This is a genomic window from Dyella ginsengisoli (assembly GCF_044904665.1).
Taxonomy (GTDB): domain Bacteria; phylum Pseudomonadota; class Gammaproteobacteria; order Xanthomonadales; family Rhodanobacteraceae; genus Dyella_A; species Dyella_A ginsengisoli.
In genome coordinates this window covers 1,227,581-1,253,054 of record NZ_JADIKM010000001.1, presented here as the reverse complement: position 1 = coordinate 1,253,054, position 25,474 = coordinate 1,227,581, and the positions used below count along the sequence as shown (strand labels likewise).

Sequence of the window (25,474 nt, the reverse complement as noted above, 5' to 3'; positions counted from 1 at the left end):
GCGACCTCAGGAACTCGGGTTCTGGAACACACGACTGGCCAGCAGGTCGGCTGGAACGAGGGTGGTGAGGGCCGCTTCGTCGAGCACCCGGTCGCGATCGACGAACAGCCGGCTGGCCTGGCGCAGGCGGGCACGATCGAGCGCGTTGCGCACGCTGCGGGCATTGGCGAAATGCGGCTGCGCAGTGCGCCGCTCGAGGTAGTCGTGGAACACCTCGGCGGCGCCCTCGCCGAAGCGGTAGTGCTGCTGCGTGAGCATGCGTTCGGCAATCTGCGCGAGCTCGTCCACCGAGTAGTCGGGAAAATCCAGGTGGTGCGCGATGCGCGAGCTCATGCCCGGGTTGGACTGGAAGAAGGTGTCCATGCGGTCCTTGTAGCCGGCCAGGATCACCACCAGGTCGTCGCGCTGGTTCTCCATCACCTGCAGCAGGATCTCGATCGCCTCGGCGCCGTAGTCGCGCTCGTTCTCCGGCTTGTAGAGGTAGTACGCCTCGTCGATGAACAGCACGCCGCCCATCGCCTTCTTCAGCACTTCCTTGGTCTTGGGCGCGGTGTGCCCGATGTACTGGCCCACCAGGTCGTCGCGCGTCACCGCCACCAGGTGTCCCTTGCGTACGTAGCCGAGGCGGTGAAGGATCTCGGCCATGCGCATGGCCACCGTGGTCTTGCCGGTGCCCGGGTTGCCGGTGAAGCACATGTGCAGGCTGGGGTTTTCCGCCTGCAGGCCCAGGTTGATGCGCAGCTTGTCGATCACCAGCAGCGCGGCGATGTCGCGTATCCGCTGCTTGACCGGCCGCAGGCCGACCAGGTCACGGTCGAGCTCGTCCAGCACGTCCTCGACGTGGCTCAGCGCCAGCACTTCGTTGACGGTGCGGGCGGCGGCCATGGCGGTCGCCTCGCCTTGCTCTACTGGCACTGGCACCGTCGCCGGCACGGCGACGGCGGGCGCGCTGCTGCCGGGAATGTTGTAGTTCGGCGCGCCCATCTCAGTGCACCTGCGCCAGTTCGGCGCGCATCGCGTCGATCACCCGGCGATAGTCGGGCTGGCCGAAGATCGCCGAGCCGGCGACGAAGCAGTCGGCCCCGGCGGAGGCGACGCTGCGGATGTTGTCGACCTTGATGCCGCCATCGACCTCCAGCCGGATGTCGCGGCCGCTCGCCTCGATGAGCCTTCGCGCCTGCTCGATCTTGCGCAGCGCACTGTCGATGAAGCCCTGCCCGCCGAACCCGGGATTGACGCTCATGATCAGCACCAGGTCGATGTGGTCGATCTCCCACTCGAGCACGTCCAGCGGCGTGGCCGGGTTGAACACCAGGCCGGCCTGACAGCCCTCGCCGCGGATCAGCTGCACGGTGCGATCGACGTGGGCCGAGGCTTCGGGATGGAAGCTCACGGTGTCGGCGCCGGCCTTGGCGAAGGCCAGCGCCAGCGCATCCACCGGCTGCACCATCAGGTGCACATCCAGCGGCACCTTGCCGCCGTCCGCGCGCACGCAATGCGGCTTGATCGCCTGCGCCACCATCGGCCCGATCGTGAGGTTGGGCACGTAGTGGTTGTCCATCACGTCGAAGTGGATCCAGTCGGCGCCGGCGGCGATGACGTCGCGCACCTCCTCGCCCAGGCGGGCGAAGTCGGCGGAAAGGATCGACGGAGCGATGCGGTACATGGCGCGACCTCGTGGCGGATGAAACGGAGCGGATCGGTGATCACGCTCCCGGCCGACAGCGCGTGTCGTCCGGGAGACGGCGGTGCATCACTCAGTAGCGCTCGCCCTCCGGCTTGTCGGCGGCATAGCCCTGGATGGTGTAGCGCTGGCTGCGCCCGTTCACCTCCTGCCGCTGCAGGCTGAAGCCCGGCTCGTTCTCCGGCCGATTGACGATGAAGCTCATCACGATGCTCTCGATGTTGCGGGTGGAGTCGAAAGCCATCAGGCGGATGTAGTGCCGCGGGAACGTCTTGCGGCAGTTGTTGACCTCCAGCAGCACGCCGGCGGCGTCGGCCAGGTCGAACATCGGCATGCCGAACATTTCCCAGTAGGTGTTGCGCGGGTGCGGATCGTCGGTGTACTCGACGCTCCATGCGTATCCCTTGCGCAGCCCGTATTCGATCTGCAGGGTGATCTCGGCGTCGGTGAGGTCGGGCAGGAAGCTGAACTGGCCCTGGGTAATGCGGCCGGTCGGATTGGTCATCATGGTCGGATCTCCTTCGCGGCAAGGGGTCAGGCGGACACGCCGGGGGTCACCGCGAAATCGCTGGTGTCGGTCGAGGTGTAGTTGAAGGTGATGTCGCCCCAGGTATCGAGCGCCTGCTTCAGCGGCGTGCAGGTCTGCGCGGCCTTCTTGAGGATTTCCGGACCTTCGTTCTTGATGTCCTTGCCCTCGTTGCGCGCCTTGACCATGCACTCCAGCGCCACCCGGTTGGCCACCGCACCGGCCTGGATACCGGCCGGATGGCCGATCGTGCCGCCGCCGAACTGCAGGATCACGTCGTCGCCGAACAGGTCGATCAGCTGGTGCATCTGGCCGGCGTGGATGCCGCCCGACGCCACCGGCATCACCTTCTTGGTGTCGCACCAGTCCTGGTCGAAGAACAAGCCGCGCGGCAGGTCCTGCTTCGTGTAGCTGTCGCGGCAGACGTTGTAGTAGCCCTGCACGGTCATCGGGTCGCCTTCCAGCTTGCCCACCGCGGTACCGGTGTGCAGATGGTCGACGCCGGCCAGGCGCAGCCACTTAGCCATCACGCGGAAGCTCACGCCGTGGTTCTTCTGGCGCGTGTAGGTGCCGTGGCCGGCACGATGCATGTGCACGATCATGTCGTTCTTGCGCGCCCAGTTGCCGATGCTCTGGATCGCGCTCCAGCCGATGATCAGGTCGACCATGATCACCACCGAGCCCAGCTCCTTGGCGAATTCGGCGCGCTCGTAGATGTCTTCCATCGTGGCGCCGGTGACGTTGAGGTAGGAACCCTTCACCTCGCCGGTCGCGGCGGAGGCCTTGTTGACGCCTTCCATCACGTAGAGGAAGCGGTCACGCCAGTGCATGAATGGCTGCGAGTTGATGTTCTCGTCGTCCTTCATGAAATCGAGGCCGCCCTTGAGGCCCTCGTAGATCACCCGGCCGTAGTTGCGGCCGGACAGGCCGAGCTTGGGCTTGGTGGTGGCGCCCAGCAGCGGACGGCCGAACTTGTCCAGCCGCTCGCGCTCGACGATCAGGCCGCAGGGGGGGCCCTTGAAGGTCTTGATCAGCGCGTTGGGCATGCGGATGTCCTCGAGGCGCGCCGCCTTGAGCGGCTTGAACGAGAACACGTTGCCGATCAGGCTCGCCGTGATGTTGGCGATCGAGCCTTCCTCGAACAGGATGATGTCGTAGGCGACCCAGCAGAAGTACTGCCCCGGCGTGCCCGGCACCGGATCCACCCGGAAGGCTTTGGCGCGGTAGCTGTCGCAGGCGGTCAGCCGGTCGGTCCAGACCACCGTCCAGGTGGCGGTGGAGGATTCGCCGGCGACAGCGGCCGCCGCCTCGACCGGATCCACGCCGTCCTGCGGGGTGATCCGGAACAGGCAGATGGTGTCGGTCTCGCTGGGCACGTAGTCGGGCTGCCAGTAGCCCATCTGGCGGTACTTGAGGACACCGGCGCTGTAGCGCTTCTTGGCGTTGCCGGTGATGTCGGTCGCTTCGGCGTGGATCTCTTGGGCGCTCATGCAGGACTCCTGGTCGGCGCGGGTGATTGACGCGGCGTGGAGTCGACTGTAGGTTGCCTTCGAGTTCAGTAAAAGTCAGTATTTGTTCTCTAACTCTTCAGGTTTTTATTAACTATGAATCTGAGCTTCCGCCAGCTGCGCATCTTCGTGGAGGTGGCCCGGCTGGGCAGCAACCAGGCTGCCGCCGCCGCGCTGCACATCACCCCGCCGGCGGTATCGATGCAGATCAAGGACCTGGAGTCGCAGCTGCAGCTGGCGCTGTTCAACCGCGAGGGCCGCGGGCTGACCCTGTCGACGGCGGGGGAATACTTCCTGGTGCATGCGCGCCGGATGCTGGCCGCCTACCGCGACGCCGAGGACGCCATGGCCCGTTTCCTCAAGCTGGACCGCGGCGTGCTTACCCTGGGCATCGTCAGCACCGCCAAGCACTTCGTGCCGCAACTGCTGGCCCGCTTCCACCAGGAGCATCCGGGCATCGAACTGAAGCTGCGGGTGGCGCACAACCGGCGGCAGCTGGTGGCGCTGATGCAGGCCGGCGAGGTCGACCTGTCGGTGATGGGGCGCCCGCCGCGCGAGATCGAGACCCGCGCCGAGCCGTTCGCCGCGCATCCGCTGGTGTTCGTGGCTGCACCCGATCATCCGCTGGCGCGCATGGAGGCGATCGCGCCCGACACGCTCGCGGCGCATCCGTTCGTGGTCCGCGAGGAGGGCTCGGGCACGCGTGCCGCGATGCAGGCTTTCTTCGACGAGCACCGGCTGGAGCCGCGGGTGGCGATGGAAGTGGCCAGCAACGAGACGGTCAAGCATGCCGTGATGGCCGGGCTGGGGCTGAGCCTGCTCTCGCTGCACACGATCGGCCTGGAACTGCACAGCGGCCTGTTGCGGATCCTGCCGGTGGAGGGAACGCCACTGATGCGCACCTGGTTCATCGTGCGCATGCAGACACGGCAGCTCTCGCCGGCGGCGGAAGCGTTCCGCTATTTCATCATCGAGCACGGCGAGGCCCATCTGCTGGCGCACGACGCGCCCCTGCTGCAAACCGCCTTGCCCGGCAAAGGCTGAGCGCCTCCACGCCGCATTCTCCGCGGCAAGAAGTCAGCGTCGAAGCACGCCGTCAGGGCCGCATGGCGCCCTGCTCCGCTACAATGCGCCGGTTTGCCCCACCCAACCGGAGTCCCCATGAGCGAATCCTTCAAGCACCAGCGCATCCTGCTCAAACTTTCCGGTGAGGCGCTGATGGGCGAGGCCGACTACGGCATCGATCCGAAGGTGATCGGCCGCCTGGCGGACGAGATCATCGAGGTGCAGAAGGCCGGCATCCAGATCGGCGTGGTGATCGGCGGCGGCAACATCTTCCGCGGCGCCGGCCTCGCTGCCGCCGGCATGGACCGTGTCACCGGCGACCACATGGGCATGCTGGCCACGGTGATGAACGCGCTGGCGATGCAGGACGCGATCGAGAAACGCGGCGGCTTCGCCCGCGTGATGAGCGCGCTGCCGATCCACGACGTGGCCGAGGACTTCATCCGCCGCCGCGCCATCCGCCACATCGAGAAGGGCCGCATCGTGCTGTTCGCCGCCGGCATCGGCAACCCGTTCTTCACCACCGACTCGGCCGCCGCCCTGCGCGCGGTGGAAGTGGGCGCGGACCTGCTGCTGAAGGCCACCAAGGTGGACGGCATCTACACCGCCGACCCGGCCAAGCACGCCGACGCCACCCGCTACGACCACCTCACCTACGACGAGGTGATCGAGCGCAAGCTGGCGGTGATGGACACCGCCGCCATCGCGCTGTGCCGCGACCATCGCCTGCCGATGGTGATCTACGACATGACCGTGCCGGGCAACCTGATGCGCATCATGCGCGGCGAGCCGATCGGCACCACCGTCGGCGCCAGCTGATTCCCTCGCGCGGATCGCGCCGCGCAGATCCACCGTGGCGACCGCCGGCCAGGCGGTCGTCGCCCCGGCCGCGAGGCATCCGCCCGGGCCGCCCGCAGGCCGCTGGTATACTCGCCGGCTAGCCTGATCCATCGGAAGACGACCCATGATCAACGACATCAAGAACGATGCCCAGACCCGCATGGGCAAGAGCATCGATGCCCTCAAGCACGACCTGACCCGCCTGCGCACCGGTCGCGCCAGCACCGCGCTGGTGGACAACATCAAGGTGCCTTACTACGGCTCGGACATGCCGCTGAACCAGGTCGCCTCGGTGGCGCTGGGCGATTCGCGCTCGATCATCATCACGCCGTTCGAGAAGAGCCTGGTGGCGGTGATCGAGAAGGCGCTGATGGCGTCGGACATCGGCATCACGCCGACCACGGCCGGCACGGTGATCCGCCTCAACATGCCGCCGCTCACCGAGGAGCGCCGCCGCGAGCTGGCCAAGCACGTGGGCCACGAGGGCGAGAACGCCAAGATCGCCATCCGCAACATCCGCCGCGACGCCCTGCAGCAGGTCAAGGACCTGCTCAAGGAAAAGCAGATCACCGAAGACGAGGAGCGCAAGGCCGACGACGAGATCCAGAAGCTGACCGACCGCTTCGTCAAGGACGTCGACGCGGCGGTGAAGCACAAGGAAGACGAGCTGCTGAGCATCTGACGATGCGGCACGCGCCTCCCCCGGCCAGCCAGCACCTGCGCGCATGAACGCGCCAGCGCGGGTGCCCCGCCACATCGCCATCGTGATGGACGGCAACGGCCGCTGGGCCAAGGCCCGTTTCCAGCCGCGCAGCTTCGGTCACAACGCCGGGCGCAAGGCGGTGCGCGACGTGATCGAAGGCTGCGTGCGCCAGGGCGTGGAAGCGCTCACCCTGTTCGCCTTCTCCAGCGAAAACTGGCAGCGCCCCGAGGACGAGGTGAGCGCGCTGATGGGGCTGTTCCTGCGCGCGCTGGACAAGGAAGTGGACGAACTGCACGCGCAGGGCGTGCGGCTGCGCTTCGTCGGCGACCTGGCTGGTTTCGGCGACGAGCTGCGTCAGCGCATGGAACGGGCCATGGCGCGCACCGCCCAAAACACCCGCCTGCAGCTCAACATCGCGGTGAACTACGGTGGCCGCTGGGACATCGTGCAGGCGGCACGGCAGGCGGCGCTGGCGATCGGCCGCGGCGAACTGGCGCTTGAGGCGCTGGACGAAGCCATGCTGGGCCGCTGGATGAGCCTGGCCGAGCTGCCGCCGCTGGACCTGTTCATCCGCACCGGCGGCGAGCAGCGCATCAGCAACTTCCTGCTGTGGCAGGCGGCCTACGCCGAGCTCTATTTCACCGACACGCTGTGGCCGGATTTCGACCAGGCCTGCCTGGCCCGGGCCATCGACGACTATGCTCGCCGCGAGCGCCGCTACGGGCGCACCAGCGAACAGGTCGCCGCCACTGTGCCACCGCGCTGACCCACCGAAGGATTTCCATGCTGCTCCAGCGCACCCTCACCGCCCTGCTGCTGATCCCGCTGGCCCTGTTCATCATTTTGGGGCCGGGCACGCCGGTGTTCGCGGCGATCGTGGCGGCGGCCTTCCTGGTGGGCGTGTGGGAATGGACCCGGCTCAGCGGCCTGGCCTCCACCGCGGCGCGGGTCGCGATGCTGGCGTTGTTCGCGCTGATCGTCATCGGGGCGTGGTGGCCGCTCGATCCGCGACTGTGGGGTGCGCTCGCCGCCGCAGGCGTGCTGTGGTGGCTGCTGGCCTGTGCGTGGCTGCGCCACTTCGCCTTCGGCGCCTCGCCCACGCCGGAGAATCGCCGGCTCAAATTGCTGGCCGGGCTGTTCGTGATGGTGCCGGCGTGGGCGGCGTTGGTGCTGATCCATCGCATTGCGCCGCACGGTCACTGGTGGACCTTCCTCGGCCTGGCGATCGTGTGGGCGGCGGACATCGGCGCGTACTTCGCCGGCCGCTTCTTCGGCAAGCGCAAGCTGGCGCCGCAGATCAGTCCGGGCAAGACCTGGGCCGGTGTCTACGGCGCGTTCGTCGCGGCCGCACTGGTGGTCGGCATCGGCGGCTGGCTGCTCGGCGTGCACGACGCGCGGCTGGCCGGGCTGATCGTGGTGGCGGCATTCACCGTGGCCGCGTCGATCGTGGGCGACCTGATCGAGAGCCTGATGAAGCGCCACGCCAAGATGAAGGATTCCGGCCAGATCTTCCCCGGTCACGGCGGCCTGCTCGACCGCCTCGACAGCGTGTTCGCCGCGATGCCGGTGTTTGCGCTGGGCCTGTGGGCGATCGACGTGCTGCCGCTGTCATGAGGCGCGTGGCGGTATTCGGCGCCACCGGCTCGATCGGTGGCAGCACGCTGGACGTGATCGCCCGGCACCCGGAGCGCTTCCGCGCCACGGTGCTGGCGGCGCACCGGCAGGTCGACGCCCTGGTTGCGCTGTGCGAGAGGCACCGGCCGGAACTGGCGATCATTGCCGACCCGGCGCTGGAAGGCGGGCTCGCCCGCGGCCTGGCCGCCGCCGGCGTGCAGTGCGAGGTGGCCAGCGGCGCCGACGCGATCAGCGCCGCGGCTGCCGGCGCGCTGTGCGACACGGTGGTCGCCGCCATCGTCGGCGCCGCCGGCCTCGACTCCACCCTGGCCGCCGCCCGCGCCGGCAAGCGCCTGCTGCTCGCCAACAAGGAATCCATCGTGATGGCCGGCCCGCTGCTGCTGGCCGCGCTGCGCGAGGGCGGCGGCGAGCTGATCCCGGTCGACTCCGAGCACAACGCGATCTTCCAGTGCCTGCCCGGCGGCCGTCCCGATCTCGCCAAAAGCGGCGTGCGCCGGCTGATCCTCACCGCTTCCGGCGGCCCGTTCCGCGGCCGCAAGCGCGCCGAGCTGGCAGACATCACGCCCGCGCAGGCCTGCGCCCACCCCAACTGGGTGATGGGCCGCAAGATCTCGGTCGACTCCGCCACCCTGATGAACAAGGGGCTGGAGGTGATCGAGGCGCACCACCTGTTCGGCGCGCCGGCCGAGGCGATCGAAGTGCTGGTGCACCCGCAGAGCCTGGTGCACTCGATGGTGGACTACGCCGACGGCTCGGTGCTGGCCCAGTTGGGCAACCCGGACATGCGCACCGCCCTCGGCCACGCGCTGGCGTGGCCGGAACGCGTGGACACCGGCGTCGCGCCGCTGGACCTGGCCGCGCTGGCGCCACTGCAGTTCGAGCAGCCCGATACCGACACCTTCCGCTGCCTCGCGCTGGCCTTCCAGGCGCTGCGCGCCGGCGGCGACGCGCCGGCGATCCTGAACGCGGCCAACGAGGTCGCGGTGGACGCCTTCCTCGCCGGGGCGCTGGGCTTTCTCGACATCGCCAGCCTGGTGGAGAGCGTGCTGGCGGAACTGCCGGCGCAGCGCGTGGTCGATGTCCGGACGCTCGTCGAGCGTGACCAGACCGCACGCGCCGCCGCGCGCCGCATCCTCCGCCACGCATGCTGATAAGCTCTTATCGATGAATCCTTTTTTCGGCTCGGTGTTCTGGTTGCTGGTCACGCTGGGCGTGCTGGTGACCTTTCACGAATTCGGTCATTTCTGGGTCGCACGCCGCTGCGGCGTGAAAGTGCTGCGCTTCTCGGTGGGCTTCGGCAAGGCGATCTGGAAGCGCACCGCGCGCGACGGCACCGAATACCAGGTGGCGATGATCCCGCTGGGCGGCTACGTGAAGATGCTCGACGCCCGCGAGGGTGACGTCGACCCGACCCTGCGCGACCAGGAGTTCACCGGCAAGCCGGTGTGGCAGCGTATCGCGATCGTGGCGGCCGGCCCGGGATTCAACCTCATCTTCACGCTGGCGGCGTTCTGGGCGATGTTCATGCTCGGCCGGCCGGACGCCGCGCCGGTGGTCACCGCCGCGCCGCACAGCATGGCCGCCGAGGCGGGCATCCGTCCGGGCGATCGCGTGCTCAGCGTGGGCGGACACCGCGTGACCACCTGGACCGGCGCGATGGACGACCTGGTCGATGCCCTGCTCGGCCGCGAGGCGCTGACCATGCAGGTGCGCAGCGTCGACGGCACGGAACATCCGGTCACGCTGCCGCTGGACCGATTGCCGGCCGGTCAGGATGTCGGCCAGTACCTCGACACGCTCGGCCTCTCGCTGGCGCCGGCCGCGCCGATCGTCGGCACGGTGATGCCCGGCATGCCCGCCGCCAAGGCCGGCATGCAGGGCGGCGACCGCATCGTTAGCGTCAACGGCGTGGCGATCGACGACTACGTGCAGTTCCAGAAGCTGATTCCCGAGCAGGCGGCCAAGTCGCCTCGCCTTGCGGTGGTGGTGCAGCGTGGTGGAACCGCCGTTCCACTCACCGTGGTGGCAGAGCAGTCCTCACTCGACGGCCAGCCTACGCGCTGGGTTATCGGCGTGGAGTCGATGCCGCGCGAATCGGCGATCCAGCACTATGGTCCGCTCAAGGCGCTCGGCGCGTCGTTCGACACCACCTGGAGCAGTGCCGCGCAGACCTTCCGCATGATCGGCAAGATGCTCTCTGGCGAGGCCTCCACCAAGAACCTCTCCGGCGTGATCGGCATCGCCCAAGTCGCCAACCAGTCGGCCAGCATGGGGCCGGCGTGGTTCCTCAACTTCCTCGGCATGGTCTCGCTCAGCCTGTGCATCCTCAACCTGCTGCCGATCCCGCTCTTGGATGGCGGTCACCTGCTGTATTACCTTATCGAGTTGGTCAAGGGCAGCCCGGTGAGCGAGCGCACCATGATCGCCGGCCAGTACGTGGGGCTCGCCCTGCTGTTCACGATGATGGGCCTGGCGTTCTACAACGACCTCCATCGCATCCTGCTGTCGTGACCGCAGCGATGGCGGCCTTCCCTGCCGGCTGCCTGCATCGCCGGCCCGTCTTCGGGACGAGTGATCCAGGCCACCCGGGCGCTCGCGCCGCGGCGGGGGATATGCTCCTGTTCCACGCATTGTCCGGGGCGATCGTCTTGATCGTCCCGCAGAAATAACCCAACGGAATCGACGATGAAGCGTATCGCCGCCCTGATCCTGCTTGCCTCCCTCTCCGCCAACGCGGTGGCTTTCGAGCCGTTCGTCGTTTCCGATATCCGTATCGATGGCCTCAGCCGCATTTCCGCCGGCACGGTCTACAACTACCTGCCGGTGAACAAGGGCGACCAGCTCACCGAGGACGAGGCCCAGCGCGCCATCCGCGCGCTGTACAACACCAAGTTCTTCAGCGACGTGCAGCTCACCCGCGAGGGCAGCATCCTGGTGATCAAGGTGGTCGAGCGTCCGTCTATCGCCAAGCTCACCCTGCGCGGCAACAAGGACATCAAGGAAGAAGACCTGCGCAAGGGTCTGAAGGAGATCGGCCTGTCCGAGGGCGAGACCTTCGACCGCCTCTCGCTGGACCGCGTGAAGCAGGAGCTGATCACCCAGTACTACAACCGCGGCAAGTACAACGTGTCGATCGATCCGCACGTGACGCGGCTGGACCGCAACCGCGTGGCACTGGACATCGAGATCCGCGAGGGCAAGGTCGCCAAGCTCAAGGAAATCAACATCGTCGGCAACACCAAGTTCACCGACAAGCAGATCGAGGACAACTTCGAGTCCGGCACCACCGATTGGTTGTCGTGGTACTCGAAGAACGACCAGTATTCGCGCGAGAAACTCTCCGGCGACCTGGAGAAGCTGCAGTCGTACTACATGAACCGCGGCTACGCCGACTTCGGCGTGGACTCCACCCAGGTCACCATCGCGCCGGACAAGCGCGCGATGTACATCGCCGCCAGCATCAAGGAAGGCGAGATCTACAAGGTGTCCGACGTGCACCTGCTGGGCAAGCTGATCCTGCCCGAGGAGACGCTGCGCAAGCTGGTGTTCGTCAAGGCCGGCGACACGTTCAACCGCGCCGCGGTCGAGGCCACCTCCGACTCGATCAAGGGCATCCTTGCCAACATCGGCTTTGCCTACGCCAAGGTCACCCCGGTGCCGAAGCTGGACAAGGACAAGCGCACGGTCGACATGACCTTCTACATCGAGCCGGGCCAGCGCGTGTACGTGCGCCGCGTGATCTTCCAGGGCAACACCCGCACGGAAGACGACGTGATGCGCCGCCAGCTGCGCCAGCTGGAGGGCTCCTGGTACTCGCAGGCGGCGATCGACCGCTCGAAGATCCGCCTGCAGCAGCTGGGCTATTTCAAGAAGGTCGACATCGACAAGCAGCTGGTGCCGGGCACCGAGGACAAGGTCGACGTGACGGTGAAGGTGGAGGAGCAGTCCGCCGGCAGCCTGCAGTTCGGCGTGGGCTACTCGCAGTACTCGGGCATCATCCTGTCCGCCTCGGTCTCGCAGAACAACTTCCTGGGCACCGGCGACAGCTTCAGCGTGGGCGCGGAAACCAGCACGTACTACAAGCGCATCAACGCCAGCTACTACAACCCGTATCTCACCGACAACGGCATCGGCATCGGCTACAGCGTCGGCTACTCCAAGACCGACTACGGCAACACCGACTTCGCCAATTACGCCACCAGCGCCAAGTCGTTCTCCACGTACCTCGGCATCCCGATCACCGAAACCGACAGCCTGCGCGTGGGCCTGGGCCTGAGCAGCAACAAGATCAACCTGTACTCCGGCTACTCGCCACAGGTGCTGCTGGACTACCAGAACGCGCTGAACAAGCGGACCATCCACGAGTGGACGGGCACGCTGGGCTGGAACCACGACACCCGCAACGGCTACTGGGCGCCGACCCGCGGCGGTCTGCTCTCGCTGTCCACCGACGTGGCGCTGCCCGGCTCCACGGTGCAGTACTTCAAGGTCAGCGCCGAGGCCAACCATTACTGGCCGATCGGCGGCGGCTTCGTGCTCTACACCGACGGCCAGGCGCAATACGGCAAGACCTACGGCAGCCAGACCTACGAGCGCTCGTTCGGCGACTACCAAGCCGGTGCGAAGGTCGACTATCCGTTCTGGCAGAACTTCTACTCCGGCGGCGTGCGCGACGTGCGCGGTTTCCAGGACAACACCCTGGGTCCGCGCGTGTGCTCTGGTCTGACCTCCACCGGCCAGCCGGTGGTGCCGGACAGCAAGGGCAACTGCAACGGCAGCTACTACGGCTACGCGCAGCCGATCGGTGGCGCATTCAAGGTGCTGGGCACCACCGAGCTGTACCTGCCGCTGCCGTTCCTGAAGGACATCAACACCGCCCGCGTGTCGCTGTTCGTCGACGTCGGCAATGCCTACAAGGATTACCAGAGCTTCAAGGCCAGCGACCTGCGCGCCTCGGCCGGTATCTCGCTGCACTGGCAGGCGCCGATCGGCCCGCTGATCATCAACTTCGCCACGCCGATCCGCTCCAAGCCGGAAGACCGCCATTACGAGGAGCGTATCCAGTTCACCTTCGGCAGCCAGTTCTGACCGCAGGCGACACGACCGCCCGGCACGTTCCAGAAGCGCGGCTCCGGCCGCGCTTCTGCGTTTCGGGGCACCGCGTCCCTTCGCCAGCGCACGGACACCGGTGCCCACCTCCCTTACAATGGCGCGCTTTCCGGGAGCACGCATGAGCGCCAACAACTACACGGTGAGCCAGCTGGCGGAACGCTTCGGCCTGCGCGTGCACGGCGACGGCAGCCGGGTCATCGACAGCGTCGGCACGCTGGCCGGTGCCGGTCCCTCGCAGCTCACCTTCCTGTCCAACAGCAAATACGCCAGCCAGCTCGCGGGCACGCGCGCCGGCGTGGTGGTGCTGCGCGAGGCCGATGCCGCGCAGTGCCCGGGCAGCGCCCTGATCGCGCGCGATCCCTACGTGGCCTACGCGAAGATCGCCGCGCTGTTCGAGCGCCTGCCCGCCTCGCCGACGGGCATCCATCCGTCCGCCGTGGTCTCGCCGCAGGCACGCGTGAGCGCCAGCGCCAGCGTGGGACCGTGCTGCGTGGTGGAGGCCGACGCGGTGATCGAGGACGGCGCCGTGCTAGGCCCGCACTGCATCGTCGGCGAGGGCTGCGTGGTCGGCGCGCAGGCACGGCTGGTCGCCCGGGTGACGCTGGTGACGCGGGTGACGCTCGGCAAGCGGGTACTGGTGCATCCGGGCGCGGTGATCGGCTCGGACGGCTTCGGCCTGGCCTTCGACACCGATCACTGGATCAAGCTGCCGCAGCTCGGCGGCGTGCGCATCGGCGACGACTGCGAGATCGGCGCCAACACCACCATCGACCGCGGCGCGCTGGACGACACCGTGCTGGAGGAGGACGTGCGACTGGACAACCAGATCCAGATCGCCCACAACGTGCACGTGGGCGCGCATACCGCCATGGCCGGCTGCGCCGCGGTGGCCGGCAGCGCGAAGATCGGCCGCTACTGCATGATCGGCGGCAACGCCGGGGTACTCGGCCATCTCGAACTGGCCGACCGGGTTACCATTACCGCCAAGAGCCTGGTGACGCACTCGATCCGCGAGCCGGGCGAATACTCCTCGGGCACGCCGCTGCAGGACAACCGCCAGTGGCGCAAGAATGCCGCCCGCTTCAAGCACCTCGACGATTACGCGCGCCGCCTGTCGGCGCTGGAGAAGGACAGCAACAATGAGTGATTACGCCGCGGACTTCAGCCTGCCGGTGCATGTCGAGCAGATCCAGCAGCTGCTGCCCCACCGCTATCCGTTCCTGCTGGTGGACCGGGTGATCGAGCTGGTGCCCGACACCAGCGTGGTGACGTTGAAGAACGTCACCATGAACGAGCCGTTCTTCCAGGGCCATTTCCCCGGCCATCCGGTGATGCCCGGCGTGCTCATCGTCGAGGCGATGGCGCAGAGCGCCGGCCTGCTCACCCAGATCTCCAGCCGCCTGAAGGGCAACCAGGGCAGCCCGCTGTTCTACCTGGCCAAGATCGACAATGCCCGCTTCGCCTGCCCGGTGGTGCCCGGCGACCAGCTGCGCATGGAGGTCTCGCTGAAGCGCCTGATGCGCGGCATGGGCCTGTTCGTGGCGCGCACACTGGTGGATGGCAAGGAAGTGGCCAGCTGCGAGCTGATGTGCGCCGCGAGGTCCGACAAATGAGCCACGCCGCCTCGATCCACCCCACGGCCCAGATCGACCCGTCGGTTGTGCTGGGCGACAACGTCAGCGTCGGCGCCTACAGCGTCATCGGCCCGGACGTGGAGATCGGTGCCGGCACCACGATCGGCCCGCACGTGGTGATCGAGGGGCCGACCCGCATCGGCCGCGACAACCGCATCAGCCAGTTCGCCTCGCTCGGTGGCGATCCGCAGGACAAGAAGTTCAAGGGTGAGCGCACCGAGCTGGTGATCGGCGATCGCAACCTGATCCGCGAGTTCGTCACCATCAACCGCGGCACCGGCGACGGCGGCGGCATCACCCGCATCGGCAACGACAACTGGCTGCTGGCCTACGTGCACGTCGCGCACGACTGCCAGATCGGCAACCACGTGGTGTTTTCCAACTACTCGGCACTGGCCGGTCACGCCGAAATCGGGGACTGGACCATCCTGTCGGGCTACTCGGGCGTGCACCAGTTCTGCAAGGTCGGTGCGCACGCCTTCATCGGCATGGGCTGCCTGGTCGGCTCGGACGTGCCGCCGTTCGTGATGATGGCGAACGAGACCCGCGGCCGCCCGCGCGGCATCAACAGCGAGGGCCTCAAGCGCCGTGGTTTCGATGCGGCACGCATCTCTGCGATCAAGCGCGCCTACCGCACGCTGTACATGGCGGGCCTGAGCCAGGCTGAAGCGCGCGAGCAGCTCGCCGCCCAGGCGCGCGAGAGCGAAGACGTGCGTGCCATGCTCGAGTTCCTCGATCGCAGCGAGCGCGCGCTCGCCCGGTAAGCGCCCCGCTTATCGGGCAATCAGGCACGGGCTCTTGCTCCCGCTTTTACCCGAGGTAGGGACATCGGTATGGAATTGAACGAAGTCTCGCCAGACGCCCCCCTCATCGCCGTGATCGCCGGCGAAGAATCCGGCGACCAGCTCGGCGGCGACCTGCTGGCCTCCCTGCGCCAGCGCTACCCGCAGGCCCGCTTCATTGGCATCGGCGGCAAGCGCATGCAGGCGCAGGGTCTCGAGTCCTGGTACGACATGGCGGAACTGTCGCTGTTCGGACTGGCCGAGGTGCTGCGCCACCTGCCGCGGCTGCTCAGGCTGCGCAAGGAACTGACGGCGCGCCTGATCGCCGCACGGCCGAACGTCGTGATCGGTATCGACGCGCCCGACTTCAATCTCGGCCTCGAACGCCGCCTGCGCGAGGCGGGTATCCGCACCGTGCACTACGTCAGCCCGTCGGTGTGGGCGTGGCGCGAGAAGCGCGCCGAGAAGATCGGCCGCAGCGCCGACCGCGTGCTGTGCCTGTTTCCGATGGAACCGCCGATCTACGCCCGCCACGGCGTCGACGCCCGCTTCGTCGGCCATCCGCTGGCCGACCGCTTCCCGATGGTCGGTGATCGCGCCGGCGCCCGCGACGCGCTCGGCCTGCCGCACGACGTGCCCGTGCTGGCGGTGCTGCCGGGCAGCCGCGGTTCGGAAATCGAACGACTGGGAGCGATCTTCCTCGACGCCGCCGCGCGGGTGGCTGCCGCCATCCCCGGACTGCGCGTGGTGATTCCGGCGGCGAATGCGCGCGTGCACGCACGCATCGAGGCATCGCTGGGACGGATCGGCCGCCATTGGCCGGTGCCGCCCATGCTGATCGACGGCCAGGCGCACGAGGCGATGCTGGCCGCCGACGTGGTGCTGCTCGCCTCCGGCACCGCCACGCTGGAAGCCATGCTGGCCAAGCGGCCGATGGTGGTCGGCTACCGCGTGGCGCCCGCCAGCTACCGCATCGCCAGGCTGCTGCGCATGCTCAAGACCGACATCTATTCGCTGCCCAACGTGCTCGCGCGCGCCAACGGGCTGGACCGTCCGCTGCCCGTCTCCGAGCGCATGCAGGACGATTGCACCGCTGCCCATCTGGCCGATGACACGCTGGCCCTGTTCAACGACAGCGAGCGCCGTGGACAGATCGTGGCGACGTTCGAGGCTCTGCACCGCGCGCTTCGAGTGGACATGCAAGGGCACGCCGGCGACGCCGCGGCCGATGCCATAGCGGAGCTGCTGGAGAATCCCGGTGCGCGGTGAGGAGGCCATCGGTGCACACATGACGTCGGCGGTTGCGCTCGACCAGCGTGTACTCGTCGCCGGCGTCGACGAAGCCGGCCGCGGCCCGCTGGCCGGGCCGGTGGTGGTCGCGGCGGTGATCCTCGATCCTTCCCGACCGATCGTCGGCCTGGACGATTCCAAGAAACTCAGCGAGCGCAAGCGCGAGGCGCTTTATGCGCAGGTGATCGAGCGCGCGCTGGCGCACTGCGTGATCGAGGTGGAGGCCGCGGAGATCGACCAGCTCAACATCTTCCAGGCCACCATGGTCGGCATGAGCCGTGCGGTGGCAGGGCTGTCGCCGGGCGCACACGAAGCGCTGATCGATGGCAACAAGCTGCCGCTGGACCTGCCCTGCGCAGGCCGTGCCATCGTGGGCGGCGATGCGCTGGAGCCGGCGATCAGCGCAGCCTCGATCCTCGCCAAGGTCACCCGCGACCGGCTGATGGTGGCGCTGGATGCGGTGCACCCGGGCTACGGTTTCGCCGTGCACAAGGGCTATCCGACGCCCGCGCATCTCGATGCGCTGCAGCGGCTGGGGCCATGCCCGCAACACCGGCGCAGCTTCGCCCCGGTGACGCGTGCGCTGGAGCAGATTGCGCTTTTCTGAGTCGCCCGCCTCGCCGCGGCGGACAAGCATAAGCAGGGCCACCGCGTGTTCATGAATGCATGCCTGATGGCATGCGTGCGCGCCAAAAGGCCGGCGTAGGATCTTGCTATCGCCCGATGTCCCCACGTCTGGCGTGTCGTGGATGCCCACCGCAACCTTTCGGGCACAGTCCGCATCCATGACGCAAAGGGCACCACGGCGGCAGCCGGCACGGCCAACCGACCACCGCCCCACGCACGGATGCTGTCCGATCCGAAGCGCGCGCCAGGACCGGGAAGCATCCCCTACCGCGGAGACCCCGCTGGAGTCGCGCCATGAAACCGCAACTGTCCCGTCCCCTGATGGCGCCGGACACGCCGGCCGTCATGCTCCCCACCGACAACCATGGCACCGCCGACGCGCCGATGCCGACGCCCGAGTCGCGCCTGCACCGCGACTACGACGGTCGCGGCCTCGGCATCGGCCCGCTCGACCATCTCGACCGCATCGAGAGCTGCGAGCGCTTCGCCATCCGCTGATGGTCCACTGCACCGCGGGCCGCTCACGCGGCCCGCACCGGCCGGTGCCGGATCAGGCGCGCGCTGGCGCGACCTACCGTCACGCGATGTCAATTCTTGCCGCACCGTGGGGGCGCGGCTAGGCTGGGCGACCACCTCGCGCGTGCACCATGTCCGCCCGCTACGTTCACCTGCACCTGCACAGCGAATACTCGCTGGTCGACTCGACCATCCGCATCAAGGCGCTGGTCGACGGCTGCGTGCGCGCCGGCATGCCGGCGGTCGCACTCACCGACGACAGCAACATGTTCGCGCTGGTGAAGTTCTACAAGGCGTGCAGCGCGGCCGGGATCAAGCCGATCGGCGGCTGCGACCTGTGGGTCAGCGCCCAGGATGATCCGCGCCCGTGGCGACTCACCGTGCTGTGCCAGAACCGACCCGGCTACCTGAACCTCTCGCGGATGGTGTCGCGCGCCTGGCGCGACGGCCAGCACGGCGGCAAGGCGATGGTCGATGCGCTGTGGCTCACGCCCGACGCCACCGACGGCCTGATCGCCCTGCTCGGTCGCGACAGCGAGATCGGCCGCATCGCGGTGAACCAGGGCATCGATGCGGCCTCGGCGCGCCTGCGCCCGCTGCTGCGCCTGTTCCCCGACCGGCTCTATCTGGAACTCACCCGCTGCGGCCGCGACGGCGAGGAAACCTGGAACACCGCCGCGCTGGCGCTGGCCACCGAACTCAACCTGCCGGTGATCGCCAGCAACGACGTGCGCTTCCTCAAGCAGGAGGATTTCGAGGCCCACGAAGCGCGCGTGTGCATCAACCAGGGTCGCGTGCTGGCCGATCCGAAGCGCCCGCACGACTACGCCGACCAGCAGTACCTGAAGTCGCCCGAGGAGATGCAGGCGCTGTTCGCCGACCTGCCCGAGGCGCTGGAAAACACCGTCGAGCTGGCCAAGCGCTGCAATCTCGAACTGCAGTTCGGCACCTACTACCTGCCGGACTTCCCGGTGCCCGACGGCCACGACCTGGCCAGCTACATCCGCGAGCTGTCGCGCCAGGGCCTGAAGGAGCGCCTGGCCGCCGCGCCGCTGGCGCCGGGCAAGACGCTGGCCGAATACGAGGAGCGGCTGGAGCGCGAGCTCGACGTCATCATCAAGATGGGCTTCCCCGGCTACTTCCTGATCGTGGCCGACTTCATCAACTGGGGTAAGCAGAACGGCATCCCGGTGGGCCCCGGGCGCGGCTCGGGCGCCGGCTCGCTGGTGGCCTGGGTGCTGAAGATCACCGATCTGGACCCGCTGCAGTTCGACCTGCTGTTCGAGCGCTTCCTCAATCCCGAACGCGTGTCGATGCCGGACTTCGACATCGACTTCTGCATGGATCGCCGCGACGAGGTGATCGACTACGTGTCGCGCAAGTACGGTCGCGACCACGTCAGCCAGATCATCACCTACGGCTCGATGGCGGCCAAGGCGGTGCTGCGCGATTCCGGCCGCGTGCTCGGCATGGGCTACAACGCGGTGGACAAGATCGCCAAGCTGATCCCGCCGCGGCCGCTCGATCTCACGCTGTCCGACGCGCTCGGCCGCAGCGAAAAATCGAAGAAGGAGCCCGACCGCGTCGTCAAGGAATTCTGCGAGCTGTACGAGCAGGACGAGGACGAGGCACGGCCGCTGATCGACCTGGCGCTCAAGCTGGAAAACCTCACCCGCAACGCCGGCAAGCATGCCGGCGGCGTGGTGATCGCGCCGACCCCGCTGACCGATTTCGCGCCGCTGTATTCGGAGCCGGGCGGCGGCGGCGTAGTCACCCAGTACGACAAAGACGACGTCGAGGCCGTCGGCCTGGTGAAGTTCGACTTCCTCGGCCTGCGCACGCTGACCATCATCGACTGGGCGGTGAAGGCGATCAACGCGCGCCGCGCCAAGCAGGGCGAAGCGCCGCTGGACATCTCGCAGCTGCCGCTGGACGACCCGGCACCCTACGAGCTGTTGAAGAAGGCGCAGACCGTCGCCGTGTTCCAGCTCGAATCCTCCGGCATGCAGCGCATGCTCAAGGACGCCAAGCCCGACCGCTTCGAGGACATCATCGCGCTGGTGGCGCTGTACCGCCCCGGCCCGATGGACCTGATCCCCAGCTTCGTCGCGCGCAAGCACGGCCGCGAGGACGTGGAATACCCCGACCCGCGTGTCGAGCCGATCCTGAAAGAGACCTACGGCATCATGGTCTACCAGGAGCAGGTGATGCAGATGGCGCAGATCGTCGGCGGTTACTCGCTCGGCGGCGCCGACCTGCTGCGCCGCGCGATGGGCAAGAAGAAGATCGAGGAGATGGCCAAGGAGCGCGCCAAGTTCCGCGAGGGCGCGGCGAAGGACGGCCTCACCGCCGAGAAGGCCGACCAGATCTTCGACCTGATGGAGAAGTTCGCCGGCTACGGCTTCAACAAGTCGCACGCGGCCGCCTACGCGCTGGTGTCCTACCAGACCGCCTGGCTGAAGGCGCACTACCCGGCCGAGTTCATGGCCGCGACGATCTCCTCGGACATGGACAACACCGACAAGGTGGTGACCTTCCTGGACGAGTCGCGCGCGATCGGCATCACCGTGCTGCCGCCGGACGTGAACGCCTCGGAGTTCATGTTCGTGGCCACCGAACCGGACACACCCTCTGCATCCGGACGCCAAGGCGCCCGGACGATCCAGTACGGCCTGGGCGCGATCAAGGGTGTGGGCCAGGGCGCCTGCGAGGCGATCGTCGCCGAGCGCACGCACGGCCCGTACAAAGATCTCGCCGACTTCTGCCGCCGTGTCGATCCCACCAAGCTCAACCGCCGCGTGCTCGAGGCGCTGATCTACTCCGGCGCGCTCGATGCGCTCGCGCCGACCCGCGCCAGCCTGATGCTGCAGCTGCCCGATGCGATCAAGGCCGCCGAACAGCACCTGCGCGACAAGCAGTCCGGCCAGAACGACATGTTCGGCGCGGCGATGGGCGCCATCACGCCGGTGGTGCAGATCGACCTGCCCACCGCGCCGGAGTGGTCGCTGGAAGACCGACTCAAGGGCGAGCGCGACACGCTCGGCCACTATCTCTCCGGCCATCCCACCGACCCGTGGAAGGACGAGCTGGCGCAGCTCTCCACCTGCCCGCTGGGCGAGATCGTCGACCGCTACCAGCCGCCCCGGCCGCGCAAGAACGACGATGGCGAGGCCAACCGCTTCCGCCGCGGCCCCGACACGCCGTGGACCGTCGCCGGCATGGTCACCGCCGTGCGCAAGCGCGGCGACTCGGATGCCTTCGTGCGACTGGAAGACGGCACCGGCACCATCGAGGTGAGCTTCTTCGGCGAGCTGTTCCAGCAGGTCGCCCCGCTGCTCACCCGCGACGAGATGCTGATCGTCGAGGGCGGCCTGCGCATCGATGATTTCTCCGGCGGCGGTTTCCAGGTGCGTGCGCGCAGCGCGATGACCCTGGCCGACGCCTGCCGCCGGCATGCCCGGCTGCTGCGCCTGAAGCTCAACGGCATCACGCCGGACTTTCCCGCCCAGCTGCAGCGCACCCTGGCCGGCTTCCGCGGCGGGCGCGCCAGCGTGGTGCTGCACGGCTACCACAACCGCGACGCCCAGGCCGACCTGGAACTGGGCGAAGCCTGGCGGGTGGAGGCCATCCCCGACCTGCTGCGCGCGGTGCGCGCGCTGCCGGGCGTGGAAGCGGCACGCCTGCGCATCGTGAAAAGCCAGGAGTGAGGGGAGAGGAGTGAGAAGTGAGAGAAAAGATCGGGCATCGGAGTCCGCCCAGCCCTCTCTCACTTCTCACTCCTCTTCACTCACTTCTCGCTCCAAAGCCATACGGCGGCGTTCTCGCGTTTTTCTGCGCCCCGCTATACTGACCCGCTTACTGTCCTGAACCGCGCCGAATGAACCCCAACTTCCTCGATTTCGAACAACCCATCGCCGAGCTGGAAGCGAAGATCGACGAGCTTCGCCACGCCAGCGACGGTCAGGCGTTCAATATCGACGACGAGGTGCGCCGCCTGCGCGAGAAGCTCAAGGTCAAGACGGCCGAGATCTTCCGCAACCTCAATTCCTGGCAGGTCACCCAGCTGTCGCGCCACCCCGGCCGCCCGTACACGCTCGACTACATCGGCGCGATCTGCGAGGAATTCCACGAGCTGGCCGGCGACCGCGCGTTTGCCGACGACGCCGCCATCGTGGGCGGTCTGGGCCGCATCAACGGTCGCTCGGTGATGATCATCGGGCACCAGAAGGCGCGCGACACCAAGGGCAAGGTACGCCGCAACTTCGGCATGCCGCGCCCGGAGGGTTACCGCAAGGCGCTGCGCCTGATGAAGATGGCCGAGCGTTTCGGCCTGCCCGTGCTCACCTTCATCGACACCCCCGGCGCCTACCCCGGCGTGGGCGCCGAGGAACGCGGCCAGAGCGAGGCGATCGCCCGCAACTTGCTGGAGATGGCCGAGCTGAAGGTGCCGGTGATCTGCACGGTGATCGGCGAAGGCGGCTCCGGCGGCGCGCTGGCGATCGGCGTGGGCGACCGCACCATCATGCTGCAGTACTCGATCTACTCGGTGATCTCGCCCGAGGGCTGCGCCTCGATCCTGTGGAAGAGCCAGGACAAGGTGCGCGACGCCGCCGACGCGATGGGCGTCACCGCCCCGCGCCTGCTCGAACTGGGCCTGATCGACAAGGTGGTACGCGAGCCGCTCGGCGGCGCGCACCGCAGCCCGCACTCCATGGCGATCCGCCTCAAGGCAGTGCTGCTCAACGAGCTGGACAAGCTCGAGGCGCTGAACGTCAGCGACCTCCTCGCCCAGCGATACCAGCGCTTGCGCGGCTACGGCGCCTACGCCGAGAGCTGATCCGGCGGCGGCAACAGCAGCTATCGTCGCGCGCTGGAACGGCTGGCTCGGGCTGGACGCCCTGCGCACCGAGCTGAGCAAAGCCGGCGTGCCGTACTGACCGCCGGCTCTGCGATGATGCGGACCGGATCGCACGAGGAACCCACCGCCATGGCCGCTCCCACTTCCGCCCGCCTCGCCGTGCTGATCGACGCCGACAACGCCCAGCCGTCCATCGTCGAAGGGCTGCTAGCCGAGATCGCCAAGTACGGCACGGCATACGTCAAGCGCATCTACGGCAACTGGACGAGTCCGCAGCTCCAGGGGTGGAAGGATGTGCTGCTGGAGTATTCGATCCACCCCGTGCAGCAGTTCAGTTATACCCGCGGCAAAAACGCCACCGACTCGGCGATGATCATCGACGCGATGGACCTGCTCTACACCGATCGCTTTCAGGGCTTCTGCATCGTCTCCAGCGACAGTGACTTCACTTCGCTGGCGCGGCGCATCCGAGAGTCCGGACTGAACGTCTACGGCTTCGGCGAGCGAAAAACCCCCAACCCCTTTGTCAAGGCCTGCGACCGGTTCATCTACACTGACGTGCTGGTACAGCAACTGGACGAAACGGCGGCCAAGGACGAGGCCGAGAAGTCGCACCCGATCCAGCCGCCGAAAAAGCTTTCCCGGCAGGAGCTCAAGCAGGACACCAAGCTCCTCAACCTGTTCCGTAAAGCCATTGCAGCGAACGAGGACGAGGACGGCTGGGCGAACTTGGGGGCGATCGGCTCCAGCGTGGCAAAGCAGACGCCTGAGTTCGACCCGCGCAACTACGGCTACCGCAAGCTCAGCGAGCTGGTCGACGCGACGGGCCTGTTCGAGATCGACCAGCGCGGCGACGGCCCCGCACGCACGCTGTACGTGCGCGACAAGCGGCGCAAGTAAAACGGCCTCCCGCACTGCGGGAGGCCGCCTCTGTCACTGCCGCTCGACCTCAACCGTGGCGACGGCTGTCGCCGGCGCCGTCCGCGTGCTCGTCGGCCGCGCCCCACCACGGCAGCTGCAGCAACGGCTGGCCGCTGTCCGAGCGCAGGAACAGGCGCTGCGGATGCGGACGGCGGAAGTCGAACAGACCGTCCAGCGCGCCGGCGCGCACGTCGAACGAGCCCTGCCCGAGGCGCTGGCCGCCGAGCCAGTTGTCCTCGATGAAGCGCAGCACCGAGCTCTGGTCGGTGACCGCGTGGTCGACGTAGTTGGTCTTGGCCCACGGCGAGATCACCAGCAGCGGCAGGCGCGGGCCGTAGCCGCAGCGTCCCATCGCCTGGGTGACGGCCGGATCGACGCCCGGCAGGATCGCGCCGCTGCCGCACTGGCCGTCGGCGTCCAGCGCGTCGGCGCTGCCCTGCGACGCATTCACGATCGGGCCGATCTGGTGGTCGTACCAGCCGTCCGAATCGTCGTAGGCAATCACCACCGCGGTATCGCGCCACTCTGGCCGCGATTGCAGGAAGTTCGTCACGCGCACCAGGAACGCCTGCTCGTCCAGCGGATCGGAGTAGCCGGCGTGGCCGTCCTGATAACCGGAGGCCTTGAGGAAGCTCACCGCCGGGAAATTGCCCGCGCGCACGGCGGCGAAGAAATCCTCCAGGTCGTACTGGTGGTTCGCCGCGTCGCCGGCGTGGCCGATCATCGCCACCGAGCTGGGCCGCGCGTGGCTGGGGTTGGCGGTGGAGGCGTAGTACTGGAACGGCTGGTGGTGCGGGATGTAGTCCGGCGCGGGGGCGCCGGTGACGTCAGACAGCGTGCTGCGCTTGCAGCCGGTGCTGCCGTTCGCGTTGGTGTGGCCGAGGTCGAAACCGCCCTCGAACCAGCCCCAGCTCAGGTGGGCTGCATTGAGCAGGTCGCCGATGTTGCGCCCGCTCATCTGCACCTGGTTGCGGGTGGGCGAGGAACACACGTCGCCGATCGGGTCGGCGTCGCCGACCAGGGTCAGGCCACCGTGGCCGTCGCTGGTCTCGTCACCGGTGCCGTTGAGCGTCTGCGCGATGCCGTTGGTCTGGCCGGACACCAGGTTGATCGCGCCTGGCGTGGATGGCCCGAAAGTGGTGCCGTAGCTGTTGTCGCTCATGGCGAAGCGCTGTGCGTAGTTCCACAGCGCGGTGACGGTGTTGCCGTCGTAATAGCCCATCACCAGGCCCTTGCCGCCTTCGTCGGCGCTGCCGTTGCCGGTGGCGGCGGGGAACAGGTCCATCTTGCCGCCGTCGAAAGCGACCTGCTCGGCGGTGTAGTCGTGGTCCTGGTCGGCAGTGGCGGCCTGGTCGCGGCCGAGCCGGAACGGATTGAGCGCGCCGGCGCCGTTGAGCGTGTTGAGGAAGTTCGGGTTGCGGGTGAGCAGGTCGGCGGTGAGGCCGTTCACCGCCGGCGTGCCGGGGCGGGCATGGAACGCCGGCTCGCCGGCCGGATTGAGCGCCAGCGGGTAGGTGCCGAAGTAGTGATCGAAGGAGACGTTCTCCTGGAAGATCACCACCACGTGCTTGATCGGGGTGGCCGTGGCGCCGTGGCGATGCTGGAACTCTGCATGGTCGGCACGCGCCGACGGCAGGGCCGCTAACAGGCAGAGGCCGGCGGCCAGTGCGCTGACAAGTAACTTCTGGGGCATGGGGAACTCCGCAGCAGTGAAGCGGCGCCGTGGCGCCGCGAGCGGTGTCCTGAACTTCCCCCACGCGCATGCTGGCCACC

Annotated in this window: 22 protein-coding genes; 17 read left to right on the top strand and 5 right to left on the bottom strand. The window is 67.9% G+C overall.

What is annotated here, in order from left to right; all coding sequences use genetic code 11:
* Positions 1 to 6: 6 nt before the first annotated feature.
* From cbbX to ISP17_RS05760, 4 genes are all read right to left on the bottom strand, one after another.
* On the bottom strand, positions 7 to 984 hold the full coding sequence (gene cbbX / locus ISP17_RS05775; RefSeq protein ID WP_404630904.1) for a CbbX protein: 978 nt from the start codon (positions 982 to 984) through the stop codon (positions 7 to 9).
* A gap of 1 nt (position 985) precedes the next feature.
* Positions 986 to 1,666 carry a ribulose-phosphate 3-epimerase gene (rpe, locus tag ISP17_RS05770; protein ID WP_404630902.1) on the bottom strand — a complete coding sequence of 227 codons (681 nt, stop codon included), beginning with the start codon at positions 1,664 to 1,666 and terminating at the stop codon, positions 986 to 988.
* A 91-nt stretch (positions 1,667 to 1,757) separates the two neighbouring features.
* A complete protein-coding gene (locus ISP17_RS05765) occupies positions 1,758 to 2,192 on the bottom strand; it encodes a ribulose bisphosphate carboxylase small subunit (protein WP_404630900.1) in 435 nt (144 codons plus the stop codon).
* A gap of 26 nt (positions 2,193 to 2,218) precedes the next feature.
* Positions 2,219 to 3,700 (bottom strand): ribulose-bisphosphate carboxylase large subunit, encoded by a 1,482-nt coding sequence (locus ISP17_RS05760; RefSeq protein WP_404630898.1) that lies wholly within the window; start codon positions 3,698 to 3,700, stop codon positions 2,219 to 2,221.
* 114 nt (positions 3,701 to 3,814) lie between these two features.
* Here ISP17_RS05760 and ISP17_RS05755 point away from each other — a divergent pair, with 114 nt between their 5' ends.
* From ISP17_RS05755 to ISP17_RS05675, 17 genes are all read left to right on the top strand, one after another.
* Positions 3,815 to 4,762, top strand: coding sequence for a LysR family transcriptional regulator (locus tag ISP17_RS05755; protein WP_404630896.1), 948 nt, complete (start codon positions 3,815 to 3,817; stop codon positions 4,760 to 4,762).
* Between the two features lie 117 nt (positions 4,763 to 4,879).
* Positions 4,880 to 5,602, top strand: a complete 723-nt coding sequence (pyrH, locus tag ISP17_RS05750) for a UMP kinase (RefSeq protein ID WP_404630894.1) — start codon at positions 4,880 to 4,882, stop codon at positions 5,600 to 5,602.
* Positions 5,603 to 5,747: 145 nt separating this feature from the next.
* On the top strand, positions 5,748 to 6,305 hold the full coding sequence (gene frr, locus ISP17_RS05745; RefSeq protein ID WP_404630892.1) for a ribosome recycling factor: 558 nt from the start codon (positions 5,748 to 5,750) through the stop codon (positions 6,303 to 6,305).
* A 43-nt stretch (positions 6,306 to 6,348) separates the two neighbouring features.
* The gene (uppS, locus tag ISP17_RS05740; RefSeq protein WP_404630890.1) at positions 6,349 to 7,092 is read left to right on the top strand and encodes a polyprenyl diphosphate synthase; all 744 of its coding nucleotides are present in this window, start codon (positions 6,349 to 6,351) and stop codon (positions 7,090 to 7,092) included.
* Between the two features lie 17 nt (positions 7,093 to 7,109).
* The gene (locus ISP17_RS05735; RefSeq protein ID WP_404630888.1) at positions 7,110 to 7,940 is read left to right on the top strand and encodes a phosphatidate cytidylyltransferase; all 831 of its coding nucleotides are present in this window, start codon (positions 7,110 to 7,112) and stop codon (positions 7,938 to 7,940) included.
* Positions 7,937 to 9,112: a 1-deoxy-D-xylulose-5-phosphate reductoisomerase gene (locus tag ISP17_RS05730; protein WP_404630886.1), complete on the top strand. Its 1,176-nt coding sequence runs from the start codon at positions 7,937 to 7,939 to the stop codon at positions 9,110 to 9,112. The genes ISP17_RS05735 and ISP17_RS05730 overlap by 4 nt, the downstream gene beginning before the upstream one ends.
* Before the next feature lie 13 nt (positions 9,113 to 9,125).
* A complete protein-coding gene (gene rseP / locus ISP17_RS05725; protein ID WP_404630884.1) occupies positions 9,126 to 10,472 on the top strand; it encodes an RIP metalloprotease RseP in 1,347 nt (448 codons plus the stop codon).
* A gap of 174 nt (positions 10,473 to 10,646) precedes the next feature.
* A complete protein-coding gene (gene bamA / locus ISP17_RS05720; RefSeq protein ID WP_404630882.1) occupies positions 10,647 to 13,049 on the top strand; it encodes an outer membrane protein assembly factor BamA in 2,403 nt (800 codons plus the stop codon).
* A 142-nt stretch (positions 13,050 to 13,191) separates the two neighbouring features.
* Complete coding sequence (gene lpxD, locus ISP17_RS05715) at positions 13,192 to 14,220, top strand: UDP-3-O-(3-hydroxymyristoyl)glucosamine N-acyltransferase (protein ID WP_404630880.1); 1,029 nt, start codon at positions 13,192 to 13,194, stop codon at positions 14,218 to 14,220.
* Complete coding sequence (gene fabZ / locus ISP17_RS05710; RefSeq protein WP_404630878.1) at positions 14,213 to 14,686, top strand: 3-hydroxyacyl-ACP dehydratase FabZ; 474 nt, start codon at positions 14,213 to 14,215, stop codon at positions 14,684 to 14,686. Before lpxD ends, fabZ begins: the two co-directional genes overlap by 8 nt.
* Positions 14,683 to 15,471: an acyl-ACP--UDP-N-acetylglucosamine O-acyltransferase gene (gene lpxA, locus ISP17_RS05705; protein ID WP_404630876.1), complete on the top strand. Its 789-nt coding sequence runs from the start codon at positions 14,683 to 14,685 to the stop codon at positions 15,469 to 15,471. The genes fabZ and lpxA overlap by 4 nt, the downstream gene beginning before the upstream one ends.
* Before the next feature lie 69 nt (positions 15,472 to 15,540).
* Positions 15,541 to 16,758 (top strand): lipid-A-disaccharide synthase, encoded by a 1,218-nt coding sequence (gene lpxB, locus ISP17_RS05700; RefSeq protein ID WP_404630874.1) that lies wholly within the window; start codon positions 15,541 to 15,543, stop codon positions 16,756 to 16,758.
* Positions 16,759 to 16,777: 19 nt separating this feature from the next.
* On the top strand, positions 16,778 to 17,386 hold the full coding sequence (rnhB, locus tag ISP17_RS05695) for a ribonuclease HII (protein WP_404630872.1): 609 nt from the start codon (positions 16,778 to 16,780) through the stop codon (positions 17,384 to 17,386).
* 314 nt (positions 17,387 to 17,700) lie between these two features.
* Positions 17,701 to 17,904 (top strand): hypothetical protein, encoded by a 204-nt coding sequence (locus ISP17_RS05690; RefSeq protein ID WP_404630870.1) that lies wholly within the window; start codon positions 17,701 to 17,703, stop codon positions 17,902 to 17,904.
* A gap of 149 nt (positions 17,905 to 18,053) precedes the next feature.
* A complete protein-coding gene (gene dnaE / locus ISP17_RS05685) occupies positions 18,054 to 21,629 on the top strand; it encodes a DNA polymerase III subunit alpha (RefSeq protein ID WP_404630868.1) in 3,576 nt (1,191 codons plus the stop codon).
* A gap of 170 nt (positions 21,630 to 21,799) precedes the next feature.
* A complete protein-coding gene (locus ISP17_RS05680) occupies positions 21,800 to 22,759 on the top strand; it encodes an acetyl-CoA carboxylase carboxyltransferase subunit alpha (protein WP_404630866.1) in 960 nt (319 codons plus the stop codon).
* A gap of 150 nt (positions 22,760 to 22,909) precedes the next feature.
* Positions 22,910 to 23,680, top strand: coding sequence for an NYN domain-containing protein (locus tag ISP17_RS05675; protein WP_404630864.1), 771 nt, complete (start codon positions 22,910 to 22,912; stop codon positions 23,678 to 23,680).
* 49 nt (positions 23,681 to 23,729) lie between these two features.
* Here ISP17_RS05675 and ISP17_RS05670 read toward each other — a convergent pair whose 3' ends face one another.
* Positions 23,730 to 25,394 carry a phospholipase C gene (locus tag ISP17_RS05670; protein WP_404630862.1) on the bottom strand — a complete coding sequence of 555 codons (1,665 nt, stop codon included), beginning with the start codon at positions 25,392 to 25,394 and terminating at the stop codon, positions 23,730 to 23,732.
* Positions 25,395 to 25,474: the final 80 nt, after the last annotated feature.